18 protein-coding genes are annotated in these 15,679 nt (G+C 55.5%); 10 read left to right on the top strand and 8 right to left on the bottom strand.

The genetic code is table 11. The features are described 5' to 3' along the window. The gene (locus C8N36_RS09605) at positions 1-744 is read right to left on the bottom strand and encodes a TVP38/TMEM64 family protein (RefSeq protein ID WP_097803830.1); all 744 of its coding nucleotides are present in this window, start codon (positions 742-744) and stop codon (positions 1-3) included. A 281-nt stretch (positions 745-1,025) separates the two neighbouring features. Here C8N36_RS09605 and rpmH point away from each other — a divergent pair, with 281 nt between their 5' ends. The 10 genes from rpmH (at position 1,026) to C8N36_RS09550 (ending at position 9,813) form a co-directional block, all read left to right on the top strand. Continuing rightward, complete coding sequence (gene rpmH, locus C8N36_RS09600; protein WP_072775959.1) at positions 1,026-1,160, top strand: 50S ribosomal protein L34; 135 nt, start codon at positions 1,026-1,028, stop codon at positions 1,158-1,160. 17 nt (positions 1,161-1,177) lie between these two features. Next, positions 1,178-1,576: a ribonuclease P protein component gene (gene rnpA, locus C8N36_RS09595; protein ID WP_097803729.1), complete on the top strand. Its 399-nt coding sequence runs from the start codon at positions 1,178-1,180 to the stop codon at positions 1,574-1,576. After that, positions 1,573-1,803 (top strand): membrane protein insertion efficiency factor YidD, encoded by a 231-nt coding sequence (gene yidD, locus C8N36_RS09590; protein WP_097803730.1) that lies wholly within the window; start codon positions 1,573-1,575, stop codon positions 1,801-1,803. The genes rnpA and yidD overlap by 4 nt, the downstream gene beginning before the upstream one ends. A gap of 79 nt (positions 1,804-1,882) precedes the next feature. Beyond that, positions 1,883-2,731: a tRNA 2-thiocytidine(32) synthetase TtcA gene (gene ttcA / locus C8N36_RS09585; RefSeq protein ID WP_097803731.1), complete on the top strand. Its 849-nt coding sequence runs from the start codon at positions 1,883-1,885 to the stop codon at positions 2,729-2,731. A gap of 72 nt (positions 2,732-2,803) precedes the next feature. Further along, on the top strand, positions 2,804-4,351 hold the full coding sequence (locus C8N36_RS09580) for a putative bifunctional diguanylate cyclase/phosphodiesterase (RefSeq protein WP_097803732.1): 1,548 nt from the start codon (positions 2,804-2,806) through the stop codon (positions 4,349-4,351). A gap of 150 nt (positions 4,352-4,501) precedes the next feature. Further along, positions 4,502-6,325: a membrane protein insertase YidC gene (gene yidC, locus C8N36_RS09575; RefSeq protein WP_097803733.1), complete on the top strand. Its 1,824-nt coding sequence runs from the start codon at positions 4,502-4,504 to the stop codon at positions 6,323-6,325. Continuing rightward, positions 6,322-7,065: an MOSC domain-containing protein gene (locus C8N36_RS09570; protein ID WP_097803734.1), complete on the top strand. Its 744-nt coding sequence runs from the start codon at positions 6,322-6,324 to the stop codon at positions 7,063-7,065. Before yidC ends, C8N36_RS09570 begins: the two co-directional genes overlap by 4 nt. Continuing rightward, entirely contained in the window at positions 7,062-7,718 is a 657-nt protein-coding gene (gene yihA / locus C8N36_RS09565) for a ribosome biogenesis GTP-binding protein YihA/YsxC (protein ID WP_097803735.1), read from the top strand. Before C8N36_RS09570 ends, yihA begins: the two co-directional genes overlap by 4 nt. A 55-nt stretch (positions 7,719-7,773) precedes the next feature. Beyond that, the gene (gene argB, locus C8N36_RS09560) at positions 7,774-8,661 is read left to right on the top strand and encodes an acetylglutamate kinase (protein ID WP_097803736.1); all 888 of its coding nucleotides are present in this window, start codon (positions 7,774-7,776) and stop codon (positions 8,659-8,661) included. Between the two features lie 657 nt (positions 8,662-9,318). Continuing rightward, entirely contained in the window at positions 9,319-9,813 is a 495-nt protein-coding gene (locus C8N36_RS09550; protein WP_097803737.1) for a SixA phosphatase family protein, read from the top strand. Here C8N36_RS09550 and C8N36_RS09545 read toward each other — a convergent pair. The 7 genes from C8N36_RS09545 to C8N36_RS09515 all read right to left on the bottom strand — a co-directional run bounded on the left by C8N36_RS09545 (position 9,810) and on the right by C8N36_RS09515 (position 15,677). Further along, positions 9,810-10,817 (bottom strand): amino acid ABC transporter substrate-binding protein, encoded by a 1,008-nt coding sequence (locus C8N36_RS09545; protein ID WP_097803738.1) that lies wholly within the window; start codon positions 10,815-10,817, stop codon positions 9,810-9,812. The two genes, C8N36_RS09550 and C8N36_RS09545, sit on opposite strands and share 4 nt — an antisense overlap. A 191-nt stretch (positions 10,818-11,008) precedes the next feature. Then, positions 11,009-11,725, bottom strand: coding sequence for an ATP12 family chaperone protein (locus C8N36_RS09540; RefSeq protein WP_097803739.1), 717 nt, complete (start codon positions 11,723-11,725; stop codon positions 11,009-11,011). Beyond that, entirely contained in the window at positions 11,722-12,390 is a 669-nt protein-coding gene (locus C8N36_RS09535; RefSeq protein WP_097803740.1) for an HAD-IA family hydrolase, read from the bottom strand. Before C8N36_RS09535 ends, C8N36_RS09540 begins: the two co-directional genes overlap by 4 nt. Before the next feature lies 1 nt (position 12,391). Continuing rightward, positions 12,392-13,432 (bottom strand): RluA family pseudouridine synthase, encoded by a 1,041-nt coding sequence (locus C8N36_RS09530; RefSeq protein ID WP_097803741.1) that lies wholly within the window; start codon positions 13,430-13,432, stop codon positions 12,392-12,394. After that, positions 13,429-13,806 (bottom strand): fluoride efflux transporter CrcB, encoded by a 378-nt coding sequence (gene crcB / locus C8N36_RS09525; protein ID WP_097803742.1) that lies wholly within the window; start codon positions 13,804-13,806, stop codon positions 13,429-13,431. Before crcB ends, C8N36_RS09530 begins: the two co-directional genes overlap by 4 nt. A gap of 30 nt (positions 13,807-13,836) precedes the next feature. Continuing rightward, positions 13,837-14,367, bottom strand: a complete 531-nt coding sequence (locus tag C8N36_RS09520; protein WP_097803743.1) for a hypothetical protein — start codon at positions 14,365-14,367, stop codon at positions 13,837-13,839. Continuing rightward, positions 14,364-15,677 (bottom strand): replication-associated recombination protein A, encoded by a 1,314-nt coding sequence (locus C8N36_RS09515; protein ID WP_097803744.1) that lies wholly within the window; start codon positions 15,675-15,677, stop codon positions 14,364-14,366. Before C8N36_RS09515 ends, C8N36_RS09520 begins: the two co-directional genes overlap by 4 nt. Positions 15,678-15,679 lie beyond the last annotated feature (2 nt).

Raw genomic sequence — 15,679 nt, 5'->3', positions numbered from 1 at the left:
TTACAGGTCCTTTTTGCCGCGAACGGCTTTGATAACGATGGGAAGTGCAGAAAGAGCGGCCAAACCAAGGATAGGGCCAATGATGTGCGGCTCGAATATAATGCCGAAATCAGGGGTTTCGCCGCGGGCAAACACTTCGCCCAAACCCGCGCCAATCGATGTGAAGACAACCGTACCGGGGATGATTCCCAAGAAGGTTGAGACAACGAAGCGATACAGAGGCACCTCAAGGAACGCCGGAATCAGATTTGCCAAAAAGAATGGCACGGCTGGAACAAGCCGAATCAGAAACAGCATCGACCATTGGTTTTCATCGATCCCGTCTTTGATTTGCTTCACCGTTCCTTCGGAGTTTTCCAGCTTCGCCCCCAAGCGCGCACCAAGCCCCCAACGCGCAGCCAAGAAGATTGTCGAAGCTCCGGCAGTTGCGGCCACAACGTTGACCATGGACCCGGTCAGCGTGCCAAACAAAAAGCCGCCCGTTAACGTTGCAATGGATGCACCCGGCAGCGAAAATCCAACAATTGCCACGTAGGCCGCTACAAACACGCCCAAAGTCAGAATTAGATTGCTGTCTCGGAAGGCCAATAACGCCTCTCGGTTGTCGCGCAGGGTTTCAAATGTAAGATAATCGCGCAACGTAAAGGCACCAATGATAGCAACCGTCCCGATCCCCAACAGTGGAAGGTATCTGCGCAGGCCACCTTGGGTGGCATTTGGAGGTGTCTGGGTCATATCGCTCATATCATTGGGGCTTTCGGTTGTCGCATTCATGCAGCAAACATGCGTATGAATGCCACGCAACAATAGCCTTCTCACATCCCGTTGATGCAGAGTTATCGCCAGCGTGAGAATTCGGGGTTAATATTGCCAGAGTGAAACATTTGCCGCCGGTTTTGGCAGTGAAATGTTGCAACACTGCCCTGATTGGCGTTTGACATACCCCAATCACCTCCCTATAGCACGGACTTCAATTACCACTGGTCTGGCGAATCCGCTCTAGGCCAAGGATCGGAGTAGCCGCTATGAAACGTACCTTCCAGCCGTCGAACCTCGTTCGCAAGCGCCGTCACGGTTTCCGTTCGCGCATGGCAACCAAAGCAGGTCGCAAAATTCTGAACGCCCGTCGTGCACGTGGCCGTAAGAGCCTGAGCGCGTAACGACCGGAGCTTCGCATATGACGGAGCCGGACGAACAAGATCAAAAGGCCGCCTCGGGTGAACCGCGGGCGGCTCTTTTGCCGTTGGCAGTCCTGCGTAAGCGCAGTGATTTCCTGAAAGCGGCCCGCGCCCGCCGTGCGCCCTGCCCTGCGTTTCTGGTTCAAGCCAGAAAACGGGCTGATGGCGAAGCTATGGGCATGCGGGTCGGCTTTACCTGTTCCAAAAAGGTTGGCAATGCCGTTGCCCGCAACCGTGCCAAACGCCGGTTGCGCGAAATCGCCCGCCTCGTACTGCCCCGCATGGGGCAAGACGGCTATGATTACGTGCTAATTGGCCGGGCCGAGAAAACCGCCTCTCATGAATTTACCGCCATGCAGGCCGATTTGGCCCACGCCCTGAAAAAGTTGCACGCATGAGCCCGATGGCCCATGTCGCGGCATTGCCGGTGCGCGCCTATCGGTTGCTCTTTTCTCCGTGGGTTGGGCACGGGTGCCGCTATCACCCCACCTGCTCTGCCTATTCGTTGGAGGCGCTGGAAAAGCACGGCGCGATCAAAGGCATTTGGCTGACTTTGCGCCGCATTGGCCGGTGTCACCCATGGGGCGGGTCCGGGATTGACAACGTACCTCCCCGCAAAGACTAAGCGCCGAAATGATGGTATGAGCGTTCAGACTCCAGACCTCTCGACTTTCGCAACCCCACCAGAACAGTGAACACACCCTATGTTTGACAACGCCGATGATATTCACCCGCTGTTCTACGGTGCGCCCAAAACCACCGAGTTCAAAAAGCTGCGCAAACGCATCGTACAAAACGTGCGCGAAGCAATCGATCAATATGGTATGATCGAAGAAGGCACAAAGTGGTTGGTCTGCCTGTCGGGCGGTAAAGACAGCTATACTTTGTTGGCCATCTTACATGAACTTAAGTGGCGCGGCCTGCTGCCTGTCGAACTGGTAGCCTGCAACCTTGACCAAGGGCAGCCGGGGTTTCCCGCGACAGTTTTGCCCGCGTTCCTCGAAAAAATGGAAGTGCCGCACCGGATTGAATATCAAGACACTTATTCCATCGTGATGGACAAAGTCCCAGAAGGCCGCACTTTTTGCGCTCTGTGTTCGCGCCTGCGCCGGGGCAACCTCTACCGGATTGCCCGCGAAGAAGGCTGTAGTGCGGTTGTACTCGGCCATCATCGCGACGACATCCTAGAAACCTTCTTTATGAATTTGTTTCACGGCGGGCGATTGGCAACGATGCCGCCCAAATTGATCAACGAAGAAGGCGATCTGTTTGTCTACCGCCCCTTGGCCCATGTAGCCGAGGTCGACTGTGAACGATTCGCCAAAGCTATGAACTATCCGATTATTCCCTGCGATTTATGCGGTAGTCAGGATGGGTTACAGCGGCAACAAGTGAAACAAATTCTGGACGGCTGGGAGAAGAACAGCCCTGGCCGCCGCAATGTCATGTTCAAAGCCCTGACAAATATACGTCCATCGCATATGCTAGACCCCAAATTATTCGACTTTGCCGGTCTGATGCGGCAGGCGAACGCGGATAATTCGAACGATTAGATGTCGTTTTGTTAATAGCCGAGTTACCGGTTGCGTCTAGTTTCCCTTGTAAGGCAAGGGAAAGGATACGCGATGAAAGCGGCCATCAACGCCCAAATTGGTAGACTTCGTTTAGTATTGCATCGCGGCCTGAATGGGCCACATGCTTTGGCATTTTTGCCGGCTCTTGCACTGGCCGCTTTTTGGCTTGGCGGCGAACCTTTGTTGATTGCCGTGGCCTTTGGGTTACCAGCAATTTTGTTGCTGACTGGCAATTTTTCAGTTCCCTCCAATCAAGGCAGCGCGCCCCCCGGCTACGCCGACGTGGTCAACACGATGACCGCCAACAAGATGGCCGATGCCTGCCTTGCTCAGGCCCGATCTGCCAGTTTGGCCTCAGGCTGCATATTGGTTGAGGTCGATGGGCTCGAAGAAATTGCAAGTCGCGGCGGCGACGCCGCCGCAGAGGCGATGCGTGATCTAGCCTTGAACCGTTTGCGCAATACCCTTCGCCGGGATGATCGCGCCGTCCGGATGAGCGACAATCGCTTCTTGATCTTGCTCGCGCCGTCTATTCGGCTCGATCTTGAAGCGCTGTTGCAGCTCTCAACCCGACTACAAACCTCTGTCGAAGAACCTGCCTCACTAGAAAACTCAATGCGCTACCTTTCGGCCTCAATCGGCTTTTGCGGTAGCTCGCGCTTACCTGATAGCGCGACGGGCATTCAAATGCTTGAAGCAGCCCATGTCGCTTTGAATGAAGCGATCAACAATGGCCCCTCTGCTATTCGGGCGTGGTCGGAAAACATGCGCGCAGCCCACAAGGAACAGCAAAACCTGAAAACCGAGGTCGACCGCGCTTTGGCAAACGGTCAAATTCAACCGTGGTTTCAACCGCAAATATGCACATCCACCGGCAATATCAGCGGAGCAGAAGCTTTGGCCCGCTGGATCCATCCGGAGCGCGGAATTGTTCCGCCTGCTCAGTTCCTGCGCGTATTGGAGGATTCCGGCCGCATGGAAAACCTGGGCGAAGTCATCTTGCAACATAGCCTGACGGCGCTGAGAAGTTGGGACCAAGCAGGTCTTGATATTCCGCGTGTGAGTGTCAACTTCTCCGATTCCGAATTGCGCAGTCCAAATCTGGTTGAGAAAATCCAGTGGGAACTCGACCGCTTTGGCCTGACCCCACAGCGCCTAGGCATCGAGGTGCTCGAAACCGTCATTGCCGGTTCTCCAGAAGGTATTGTGGCTCGTAACATCGTCGCACTGGGTGAGTTGGGGTGCCATATTGACCTTGACGACTTTGGCACCGGTCACGCCTCAATCACCGCGTTGCGCAAATTTCGGGTACACCGTTTGAAAATTGACCGCAGTTTTGTCACTCGGGTCGACCGCGACGAAGACCAACACCGCATGCTGGCTGCAGTCCTTGGGATGGCAGACCGCCTTGGACTTGAAACCTTGGCTGAAGGTGTCGAAAGTGTCGGGGAACATGCTTTGCTGTCTCAACTGGGTTGCGATCACGTTCAAGGTTTTGGCATTGCGCGCCCGATGCCCGGGGACAAAATGATCGATTGGGCCAAAGAACATGCCGTCCGTATCGAAGGGGCCCAGCGTTTGGGACGCACCGGAGGTTAACCCTGTTTCGGCACAATCTGACCGGTTTTATGGTGATCATGGGGCTTTGATGCCGCTACCCATGGGTAGAACCTGCGAATCCCCTTGACCTTTGGGGCTTGGGACGTTTGAACGCACCGGTGACTTTGAACGGATAAGGCAGCTCCCCTCATGGACGATCAGAACAAGAACCTGTTTCTTGCAACGGCACTCAGCTTTGTGGTGATCCTGGCCTGGTTCATCTTGTTTCCCCCACCCGAACAGCCTGAGATTGACCCGAACGCACCTGTTGCGATCGAGGGCGCAGCACCTGCGGCGGACAACGACCTTGCAGTGGCACCGGCTGCTGCACCGGGCAGTGCCCCGGCTCAGGCAGCTGAGACCGCAAGCGAAACCACAGAAGCGCCCCGTGTCACTTTGGACACCGACCGCCTTGAAGGCTCGATTTCGTTGGTTGGTGGCCGCATTGATGATCTACGGCTGAAAGATTACCGCGAAACTCTGGATGACGATTCAGCCATTGTGCAGATGCTCGATCCAGCTGGTAGCGATAATCCTTACTACGCCCTGTACGGCTGGGCGCCCGGCGCGGGTTTGACATTAGACGATGTCCCCGGTGCCAACACTCTTTGGGCGATTGAAACCGGCCAGACACTGACAACGACATCCCCTGTGATTTTGCGTTGGGACAGCCCCGCTGGCCTGACGTTTCGACGCACAGTTGCAATTGACGCCAACTACATGTTTTCAATCACACAAACAGTTGAAAACACTGGCGGAGCTACGGTCTCTCTTGCTCCCTACGGCATTCTTGCTCGTAAAGGCGAACCAGACGATCTGAAAAACTTCTTCGTTCTACACGAAGGTGTTGTTGCGATGGCAGACGGTACGCTATCGGAAATAGACTACGGCGATATGCCTGATTTCAACGTGATCGCCAGCGAAGGTGCGCGCGCCGAAGTGACTCAGGTCGCTGAGAGCGGCTGGATCGGCTTCACAGATCACTATTGGATGACCACCCTTATCCCCGCTGCAGGCACCCCTTATAAACAGGTCGCCAAATACGACGAACGCCGCGATATCTATCAGACCGAAACAGTGTTGCAGACAGTCCAAGTGGCACCGGGCGAGACGAAAAACGCCAGCACCCAACTGTTTGCTGGTGCCAAGGAGTGGGAAACCATCCGTGGCTATGAAAAGGGCGGCGTTGATGGCTTTCTCGACTCCATCGACTGGGGTTGGTTCTTCTTCCTAACCAAACCGATCTTTGCTGTTTTACACTGGCTGAACGCCGCAATCGGCAACATGGGTTGGTCAATCATTGGTCTGACCTTGCTAATCAAGGCACTGCTTTTCCCGCTGGCATATAAATCTTATGTCTCCATGGCAAAGATGAAAGAGCTTCAGCCAGAAATGGCCAAAATCAAAGAACGCACCGGCGACGATCGCGAAAAGCTTCAAAAAGAAATGATGGCTTTGTACAAAAAAGAAAAAGTGAACCCGGCCGCCGGTTGTTTGCCGATCTTGATGCAAATCCCGATCTTCTTCTCTTTGTACAAGGTGATTTTTGTAACGCTTGAATTGCGTCACGCTCCCTTTCTTGGTCCTTTCCAGGACTTGTCTGCACCAGATACAACATCGATCTTCAACCTGTTTGGTGCCCTGCCTTGGGCGGCACCAGAAGCGGGTTCCATCATGGCACTGATCTTTATTGGTATCTTGCCGCTGCTGTTGGGTATCTCGATGTTCCTGCAGCAAAAGCTAAACCCGGCACCAACGGATCCAACTCAGGCGATGATCTTTGCCTGGATGCCTTGGGTCTTCATGTTCATGCTGGGTGGATTTGCGAGTGGTCTTGTGGTGTACTGGATCGCGAACAACACGATCACATTTACACAGCAGTACCTGATTATGCGCAGCCAGGGCTTTAAACCTGACATACTGGGCAATATCACGAGCGGCTTGAAAAAAGCAGGCAAGCCTGAGGACAAATGACCCAAACTCTTGCTGAAATCTGGCGGTTCCCAATCAAAAGTCATGGTTGGGAGCCGCTTTCATTTGCGGACCTGACCACTGGCAAAGCTTTGCCTTGGGATCGGGTGTGGGCTGTTGCGCATGAGGCATCCAAGGCCGACGGCAGTGCATGGGCTCCTTGCAGCCAGTTCTCGCGCGGGGCCAAGGCCCCACTTCTCAGTGCAATATCAGCCAAACTTGATGAAACCACCGGCAATGTGACACTGTCGCATCCAGAGCGCGCTGACCTGACATTTAACCCCGATACAGAAGGCGATCAGCTGATCGATTGGGCTGGGCCCTTTATCCCTGAGAATCGGGCACAGTCTTCGCGTGTTGTGCGCGGGCAGAATTTCGGGTTCACTGACTGCAATTTTCAGTCCATCACGTTGGGCAACACATCTTCGCATCGTGCTGTTGAACAGCGCATTGGACACCCTTTGTCGATCCACCGTTGGCGCTGTAACCTATGGGTTGATGGCATGGCTCCGTGGGAAGAATTCGACTGGGTCGGTCATCAGGTTCAAATAGGCGACGCAATTCTCGAAGTGGTGGAACGCACCGAGCGCTGCCTTGCCACTCATAACAATCCCGAAACCGGACAACGCGACGACAACATTCTTGCGGCATTGGACACTTGGGGGCATCGCGACTTCTCGGTCCAGACCAAGGTGGTCAAAGCGGGCACGATCCGGCAGGGCGACAAGGTTCAAAGACTGTGACACAGCAACTCCCCTTTCCACTGGTAGAAGAACCCGAAGCAGATGTGCGCGAAGCCGCACGCATTTTGTTCGCGGGCGAAGTCGAATTTCTCAAGGGCGTGGTCGCCATGGACGGCTTGCCACCCGATGACCGTGCCGAGGTTTGTTTCGCCGGGCGTTCAAACGTCGGGAAATCCAGCTTGATCAATGCACTGACAGGCCGCAAAGCACTGGCGCGCGCCTCAAACACGCCGGGCCGGACACAGGAAATCAACTATTTCACCCTTGGGGCCGAACGGTATTTGGTCGACCTTCCTGGTTATGGTTTTGCCAATGCACCGCTTCCGGTGGTGGAAAAATGGCAGGCGCTGTTGAAAAACTATTTGGCAGGCCGCGCCAGTTTGCGCCGCGCCTTTGTGCTGATTGATTTCCGCCATGGCGTCAAAGCCGCTGACGAAGAGATCATGAAGTTGCTAGACAGATCTGCCGTCACTTTTCAGGTCGTCCTGACCAAGGCCGACAAGGTTAAAGACAAGGACAGTGAAAAGGTTCTGGCACAGGTCCGTGCGGCGATCGCCAAACATCCGGCCGCATACCCTGAAATGGTTTTGACCAGCAGCGAAAAGGGCGACGGGATTGCCACGCTGCGGGCGATCATCGCTGGTCTGGACTAGCAATAACCAAAACGACGGGGCAAATTCATTCCCAGATTTGCCGATGGGACAATCAATGAGAACGCAAAATATGAACCGTGATTGGATCGCCACCGCCCGCACTCTTTCAGAGGCGTTGCCCTATTTGCAGCGCTACACCGGCGCTGTGGTTGTAGTTAAGTTTGGCGGCAACGCCATGGGCGACGATGAAGCAATGTCACAATTCGCCCGTGACATCGTGCTCATGCGTCAGGTTGGCGTAAATCCGGTTGTCGTGCATGGCGGCGGGCCGATGATCAACGAATTGTTGGGCCGGTTGAACATCGAATCCAATTTTGTTCGCGGCAAACGAGTGACAGATGCCGCTACTGTCGAAGTTGTCGAAATGGTCCTTACAGGCCGCGTGAACAAACGGATCGTTCAGGCCATTATGGGCGAAGGAGGCCGGGCCGTTGGTTTGTCTGGCAAAGATGACAATCTGATCGTCTGTGAACCTGACGACCCCGAGCTGGGCTTTGTCGGACGCCCGACGGAATTGAACGTGCAGGTTCTGCAAGATCTTTTCTCGGCAGGTATCATTCCCGTTGTTGCGCCGGTTGGCACGGGTCCGGACGGTGTTGATACCTATAATATCAACGGCGATACAGCCGCCGGGGCCATTGCAGGCGCTCTCAAGGCTGACCGCCTGTTGCTGCTGACCGATGTGGAGGGGGTCAAGGACACCTCAGGCAAAGTGGTTACAGAAATGACGCCAAGCGATGTACGCAGCATGACCGATGACGGAACCATCGCTGGCGGCATGATCCCGAAAACCGAAACCGCACTGAAGGCCATTGATCAGGGCGTACGCGGTGTCGTCATCATTGACGGGCGGGTGGCCAACGCGTGTTTGCTGGAACTGTTTACCGAACATGGGTCGGGCTCGATGATCCGCTCGACAAGTCTTCCGCCGCTCGGCGAATGATCACACTACAAGCTATCGAACGTACAGCCAAATCCCACGGACTGGCTGTACGCGGAGTTTTGCACCCGCAACCTGATGACTGCCTACCAGATCACACCAAAACGCTGATATTGCTTGGTCCGGACGAACCCGCCTTTTGGCCGGTCTTTTCAGGCTCTGCGGAATTTCACGACAACAATCCGGATCCAATGGACCGCTGGTCGAAACGCATATGCAATGGTCTTGCCGCAGATTGGTCAGGAACCGCTGTGTTTCCTTCGGACGGGCCGCCCTACCCGCCATTCCTAAGTTGGGCAACGCACTCAGAACACGCGTGGAGTTCCCCTGTCGGCCTTTTGGTCCACCACCAAGCCGGGCTATTTATTAGCTATCGCTGTGCAATAGCCCTTCCCGCCCTTTTGGAGCCTGACACAGCCCCTGAACAACCTTGCACCACCTGCGCAGCCCCCTGCAAAACGGCTTGTCCAGTGTCCGCTATAGCGCCCGGCAAGGCCTATGACATCGCAACTTGCAAAGCCCATATGCGGAGCCTTGAAGGGGAAACATGCCGCACCCAAGGTTGCCTGGTCAGGCGCGCTTGCCCCGTTTCAGAAAATTTCTCACGTTTGGAGGCACAGTCCGCTTTCCACATGGCCGCATTTCTGAAAAACTGACGCTATGAAACGTCTGATCATGATGCGGCACGCAAAATCCGACTGGTCTCTTAGTCAAGAGGACCATGACCGCCCTTTAAACACGCGTGGGAAGAACTCCGCTCAGATGTTGGGCAACTGGTTGCGCACCCAAGGACTGATTCCCGATCAGGTCCTAAGTTCGAGCGCGATGCGCACACGTCAAACGTTGGACGGATTGGGTCTGTCAGTGCAAGCGAGGTTTGAACCGGCGCTGTATTTGGCAGATCCCGGCGTTATTCTGGATACGCTTTGCGGCGCGACAGGCAACGTTGTGCTTTTGTTGGGGCACAATCCCGGCATGGCCATGTTAGCCGAAGGATTGGTCGCGCAAGCTCCGGCGCACCCGCGGTTCCAGGATTTCCCGACCGGCGCGACTTTGGTGGTCGATTTTGACACCGACAGCTGGGAAACGGTCAAACCCGGCACAGGCCGGGTTGTGACATTTGTCATTCCAAAAGAACTGGACGGCTCGTCTTAACGAAAAGGTGGGCTGTAGAGCAAGCCGCCGTCCGTCCATTGCGCGTTCAGGCCGCGCGGCAGACCAATCGGTGTCTTTTCACCGATGTTCTTTTCGAACAATTCGCCGTAGTTGCCGCCAGCCTTGATCGCTTTGACAGCCCAATCATTGTCCAGTCCAAGCATTTCGCCCAAAAAGCCTTCGGTACCCAGCAACCGGTTGATTTCAGGGTTATCAGTCCCTTCAAGCAATTCATCAATATTGGCTGAGGTGATGCGCAATTCTTCTGCCGAAATCAAAGCATTGAGCGTCCAACGCACCACATCACTCCATTCATCATCGCCGTGGCGCACAACAGGACCCAGCGGCTCTTTGGAGATGATTTCAGGCAGCAAAACATGATCACCCGGGCTTTCGAAGGTCGCACGGATCGCCGCCAATGCCGAGGCATCATTGGTGTAAACGTCACATCCCCCGTCCAGATACAGCGCCTGCGCTTCGGCAGTCGACTCGATCAAGAGGGCTTCGTATTCGATATTATTTCGGGCAAAGAATTCCGTTAGGTTCGGTTCTGTGGTGGTATCACCTTGCACGCAAACTGAATTTCCATTCAGTTCCTTGGCTGATGAAATACCTGACGCTTTGGGCACCATGAAACCTTGGCCATCGTAGTAATTGATCCCGACAAATTCCAGCTTGAGGTCAACGTCAGTCGACAGGCTCCAAGTTGTGTTGCGCACCAAGACGTCAATATCACCGGACAACAGCGCCGTGAATCTTGTTTTGTTGGTGGTCGGCACAAATTCGATTGCGGTTGGATCGCCAATGACTGCTGCTGCCACAGCGCGGCAAATGCCAACGTCAAACCCAAGCCAGTCTTCGTTTGCATCTTGCGATGCAAAGCCGACCAAACCGGAATTCACTCCGCACCTCAGGACGCCATTTGCCTTGACATCATCCAATGTCCTTGCCTGTGCGGCTCCCGCGGCACCCAAGAGCGCGCTCAGGAGAATAAAATTCCGCATCTTTCCCTCTTCTTAGGTTTTCGCCTCTGAACAACGGGCGGCCCTTTTACGCAGGCGTTATTTACCAGATTCTGGGTGTCCCTGCCTTATGCCAACCAGTTTGGGCGATTTCCCGCTGTAAGGTCAAGCCAAGATGCCACTGAGCACCCTGTTTCAAAGGCCACTATACCAATAGATTAGCGGTGTAAGCCCTATGCCACTTTGGTTGCAAGCTGGTAAAACCGTGCTGCAAAGACCAAATCACCCTTTTTCCGGTTCGCAAGGGCCGTTGCTTCGTCATCAGGGCCCCATTGCTCCTCTTGCCAGTTCTCATCCAGACGGGACAAATCCCATAGGGTCTCTATGTCAAACTCTGGATAAGTCGCTGCAAACCCTAAGATTAGCGACCCGGTAAGAGAAACCAAATCGTGGAACGCAGCCAATTGAAACGGAGTCAGCTGATGCACTTTGGTTGTAAGAACGGCCAATGCTGCCGGATCTTGCGCTGCGTGCATCAACCCGGATCGCGTCTCGAGCCGCACCCCCAAATTTTGAGTGGCCCAGTCCAGAAAGGGGTTCCAGCGCTCATTTTGGCGCTCAACCAGTGTTGCCGGCGATTCAGCCCGATAGCACAATAAATCAGCATCACCGTAAGCCGCCAGCATTTCTGCCACTTCGGCGAATTGAGTTGCAACCTTGTCGAGCGCGGAATTGGACATCCGGGTAAAGGGCATCGTCGCAGGATCGACTTTGTCTTCTTGCGCTTGCCATTCTTCTGCAATCGCCTGAGCCAGTTCGCGGGTTGGCACAACCAGCGCAGTTTTGGCTGGGGTTTTGACGTTCCGGCCATCCAAAGTGACCGCAAAACCGCCGCTCACCTCAACAACATCTGCCGCTTTCCAAAACCGTTTGGGTGTCCATTCACTCATCCCAAATCTCCCAACTGTTGGTAAATTGCCTGTTGCAGGGCTTCTGCGTCATGAACCAATGTATTGGCCCCCGACAAGGCCGCGTCATCGTGATAACCCCAGCCAACCGCGATGGATTTCATTCCGGCAGATTGGGCCATATCCATGTCGTAGCTGGTGTCGCCAATCATCACAGAATCCGCCGCGTCTACGCCGCTTTCCCTCAATGCAGCGTGCAGCATCGCGGGGTGCGGTTTCGATGGGTGATCGTCAGACACCTGTGTGGTGACAAAGCGCACGGGAAGGTTCAACCCTTCCAACAATGCATCTAATCCACGCCTTGATTTGCCGGTTGCTATCCCCAGAAGCAAATTGTCATATTTGCCCAATGCCGTCAGCAGATCCGTGATGCCCGGATATAGCGGGGCATGCCCGCTGACCTTGCGGCGCTCAAAGTAGCCATCCTTATAGCCCGTCACCAAGGCATCAATTTTTGCATCCGAAGCCCCGGGAACCAAACGCGCCATCGCTTGCGGCAGGGATAGACCAACAATCGACAGTACCGCCGCGCGGTCAGGCAATGGCAATCCAACGCCGTCAAAAGCGATCTGCATCGATGCCACAATATCACCCTGACTGTCGACAAGCGTGCCGTCGACATCAAACACAACCAATTTGAGCGTCATATCAGAGGCCTTCGAATGGATCGTCTGCGGCCAGATCTTCGGACCAACCCAAGGTGTCCCAGCTTTGCGCCATGTGTTCAGGCAGTGGTGCCGTCACCGTGATTTCCTTGCGGGTCATCGGATGGATAAACGTCATGGAGCGAGAATGCAGATGCAGCTTGCGCGAGATAAGGCCGCCCAATTGTGCGCCCCAACCATCCCCAAGGTTTTCCTGACCGGAACCGCCATATTTTCCGTCGCCAATAATCGGATGGCCAATTTCGGCCATGTGCGCCCGAAGCTGGTGGGTCCGGCCTGTGATCGGCTCCATCGCGACCCAAGCCGCGCGCGATGCTACGCGGTACAAAGTTGCATAAAGCGTGTGGGCGCGTTTTACATCCGGCGTGCTGTTCATGTCACGCGGATGCACGGCGACCATCTTTTCGCCTTCGCCATGGGGGCCATGCCCCGGCGCTTTCACCAGACCATAGCGGATTTCACCCAAGTAAGGCACCGGAACACCGCCAACCAGTGCCCAATAGATCTTGCGGGTCTCTTTGTGGCGGATAGCGTCGGTCAGGCCTTTGGCGACTTCGCGCGAACGGGCCAACAACAAGACACCGGATGTATCTTTGTCCAACCGGTGCACAAGGCGCGGCTTCTCCTCGCTGCCAAAACGCAGCGCTTCGGAAAGCCCATCCACATGGCGGGTCGTCTTACTCCCCCCCTGCGAGGCGAGGCCAGGCGGTTTGTTGATCGCGATAATGTGGTCGTCTTTCCACAAGACACAAGACTGGATCATCTCTGCATCTTTAGACGAAATATCGGTCTTGGGCTGGCTCACTATCTGGCCGGGTTCGGGCAGCGGTGGGATACGCACCTGCTGGCCGACTTCAAGGCGGGTCGAGGCTTTGACCCGTCCACCGTCAACACGCAAATCGCCCTTGCGGCACATCTTTTCAATGCGCCCCTGTGCGACATGCGGGAAATTGCGCTTGAACCAGCGATCAAGGCGCTGGTCGCCGTCACCTTGGGCAACGGTTATGGTCTGAACACGGCTCATGCGGCAAAGCTCCGGGCAAGTAAAAGGCCGGCAAAAAGCGCGGCTATGGAAAGAACAACAGAGGACAGCACATAGCCTGCGGCCAGCGTCACGTCACCCCGTTCATATAAGGTCACTGCGTCCAGTGAGAAGGCCGAGAAGGTCGTAAATCCACCTAGTAAGCCCGTCATCAACAGCGGCGCAAAGCGGGTGCCTGACATATGTGCCAGAACCACCACGATAACCCCCATTGCAAATGACCCGGCGATATTGACGATGACGGTCCCCCACGGGAACCCTGCCCCGATCAAACGCATCGCGCCAAGCGAGGTCAGATAGCGCAAAACAGCGCCCAAAGCCCCGCCGAGGGCCACTTGTGAGAGGGTGAAAACCATGCGCGTCTGTTGCGCGCTACCCCGCCAGAGTCAAGCCTTGCCTGAAATTCCGCCCCGTTTGGCGAGGGTTTTAAGCGATCCAAGGAAAGATGTGGCGTCTGACGACAATCTGCCAAGCGGCAGTTGGTTCAAGCTGTCTGCGGTCCAACCTCCATTCGGAGCCAGCTCCTCCATCAAGGCATGCAGCAGGTCACGCTGCGCCGGAGCCAAAGGCAAGTCCGCTGCAAAGCCAAGCAGCTCGTGGAGACGATGCACTTCGCGCAAGATCCGAAACGCTTCGATAATGTCCGGAATTGCGGCAGGCGTGTCGCGCCAATCAACTCCGGCAAACACCTCTTGCGTGATCCTCTGCCCCGCCCCCAGACAGTCAAATTTCAGGCAGCCGGAAAAACCGGCATCAATGCGGCTGTCATGAATCTGGCAGCCAAAATCACCGCGCAGGTTTACACAGCCAACCCCCGCGGGCTTGTCCAATGCGAAATCAGCCCCCTTGTCGAAAGCCAAGGCCATACAGCACAGCGCGGCACAGCGGCTGCAGTCTGCTGTCAGATCAATGCTCATGTATCGGCTTCCCGGCGGGCGCGTAGTTTGGCGAAATAGGCAACACGCTTTGCCAGATCGCGTTCAAACCCGCGTTCAACAGGGGTGTAAAAACTGTGCCGTCCCATGTCTTCTGGAAAATAATCCTGACCTGAAAAGCCGTCTTCGGCATCATGATCGTAGGCATAGCCCGTGCCGTACCCTTGGTCCTTCATCAAGCTGGTTGGCGCATTCAGAATATGTTTGGGCGGCATCAATGAACCGGTCTTTTTTGCCGCCACCCGTGCGGCCTTGTAAGCGACATAGACCCCATTCGATTTCGGAGCCAAGGCGATGTAGACCAACGCCTGCGCCAGCGCCAACTCGCCCTCAGGCGAGCCAAGCCGTTCGTATGTTTCCCAGCTTTGCAGGCACACCGATTGCGCCTGCGGATCAGCAAGCCCGATGTCTTCGACGGCCATCCGCGTGATCCGGCGGGCCAAGAAGCGAGGGTCTTCTCCTGCCTCTAGCATACGCGCGAACCAATAAAGCGCCGCGTCGGGGTCGGACCCGCGCACCGACTTATGCAAAGCCGAGATCAGGTTATAATGACCATCGCCGCCTTTGTCGTATTGCGCAGCCCGCTTCATCAATCGTTTGGTTAGGGCATCAGTGTCCAAGGGGGCACTGACCCGCCATGACATCACTTGTTCAATCAGGTTCAACAGCGCCCGACCATCGCCATCTGCCATTTCCAACAGAGCGGCGCGGGACGACGCCTCGAGTGGCAGTTTCCGATCCAGCTCGTTTTCCGCGCGCTGCGCCATCAACTCCAATTCATCCGGCGACAGGCGTTCCAAAACCAAAACTTGGGAACGGCTGAGCAAGGCGGCGTTCAATTCAAACGACGGATTTTCAGTGGTGGCCCCAACCAGCAAAATGGTGCCATCCTCCATATGAGGCAAAAATCCGTCTTGCTGGGCTTTGTTAAACCGATGGATTTCGTCCACAAACAGCAGCGTCCCCTGCCCCGTCCGGCGGCGCAGCTTTGCCGCCTCAAAGACTTTGCGCAAATCGGGCACACCGGTGAAAATCGCGCTGATTTGCACAAAATGTAGATCGGTGGCATCGGCCAACAGCCGCGCTATGGTGGTCTTTCCAACACCCGGCGGGCCCCAAAAAATGATCGAGCCCAGCGTGCCGGCCTCAAGCATCACACCCAAAGGTGCCTCAGGCCCAAGAACCTGCGCTTGCCCGATCACATCCCCCAGCACTTGCGGCCGCAATCGGTCCGCCAAGGGCCTAGGTGCAGTGTCGGGCACATCGCCGGAACGGTCGAAGAGATCCACCACCG

Origin of the sequence: Pelagimonas varians (assembly GCF_003208435.1) — a bacterium.
Lineage (GTDB): Bacteria > Pseudomonadota > Alphaproteobacteria > Rhodobacterales > Rhodobacteraceae > Pelagimonas > Pelagimonas varians.
The sequence above is the reverse complement of the archived record's forward strand: the minus strand, read 5'-3'. Positions and strand labels throughout refer to the sequence as shown.

Coding starts and splice junctions, on each gene's coding strand:
- C8N36_RS09605 (WP_097803830.1), bottom strand. CDS start 744: ATGAGCGATATGACCCAGACACCTCCAAATGCCACCCAAGGTGGCCTG.
- rpmH (WP_072775959.1), top strand. CDS start 1,026: ATGAAACGTACCTTCCAGCCGTCGAACCTCGTTCGCAAGCGCCGTCAC.
- rnpA (WP_097803729.1), top strand. CDS start 1,178: ATGACGGAGCCGGACGAACAAGATCAAAAGGCCGCCTCGGGTGAACCG.
- yidD (WP_097803730.1), top strand. CDS start 1,573: ATGAGCCCGATGGCCCATGTCGCGGCATTGCCGGTGCGCGCCTATCGG.
- ttcA (WP_097803731.1), top strand. CDS start 1,883: ATGTTTGACAACGCCGATGATATTCACCCGCTGTTCTACGGTGCGCCC.
- C8N36_RS09580 (WP_097803732.1), top strand. CDS start 2,804: ATGAAAGCGGCCATCAACGCCCAAATTGGTAGACTTCGTTTAGTATTG.
- yidC (WP_097803733.1), top strand. CDS start 4,502: ATGGACGATCAGAACAAGAACCTGTTTCTTGCAACGGCACTCAGCTTT.
- C8N36_RS09570 (WP_097803734.1), top strand. CDS start 6,322: ATGACCCAAACTCTTGCTGAAATCTGGCGGTTCCCAATCAAAAGTCAT.
- argB (WP_097803736.1), top strand. CDS start 7,774: ATGAGAACGCAAAATATGAACCGTGATTGGATCGCCACCGCCCGCACT.
- C8N36_RS09550 (WP_097803737.1), top strand. CDS start 9,319: ATGAAACGTCTGATCATGATGCGGCACGCAAAATCCGACTGGTCTCTT.
- C8N36_RS09545 (WP_097803738.1), bottom strand. CDS start 10,817: ATGCGGAATTTTATTCTCCTGAGCGCGCTCTTGGGTGCCGCGGGAGCC.
- C8N36_RS09540 (WP_097803739.1), bottom strand. CDS start 11,725: ATGAGTGAATGGACACCCAAACGGTTTTGGAAAGCGGCAGATGTTGTT.
- C8N36_RS09535 (WP_097803740.1), bottom strand. CDS start 12,390: ATGACGCTCAAATTGGTTGTGTTTGATGTCGACGGCACGCTTGTCGAC.
- C8N36_RS09530 (WP_097803741.1), bottom strand. CDS start 13,432: ATGAGCCGTGTTCAGACCATAACCGTTGCCCAAGGTGACGGCGACCAG.
- crcB (WP_097803742.1), bottom strand. CDS start 13,806: ATGGTTTTCACCCTCTCACAAGTGGCCCTCGGCGGGGCTTTGGGCGCT.
- C8N36_RS09520 (WP_097803743.1), bottom strand. CDS start 14,367: ATGAGCATTGATCTGACAGCAGACTGCAGCCGCTGTGCCGCGCTGTGC.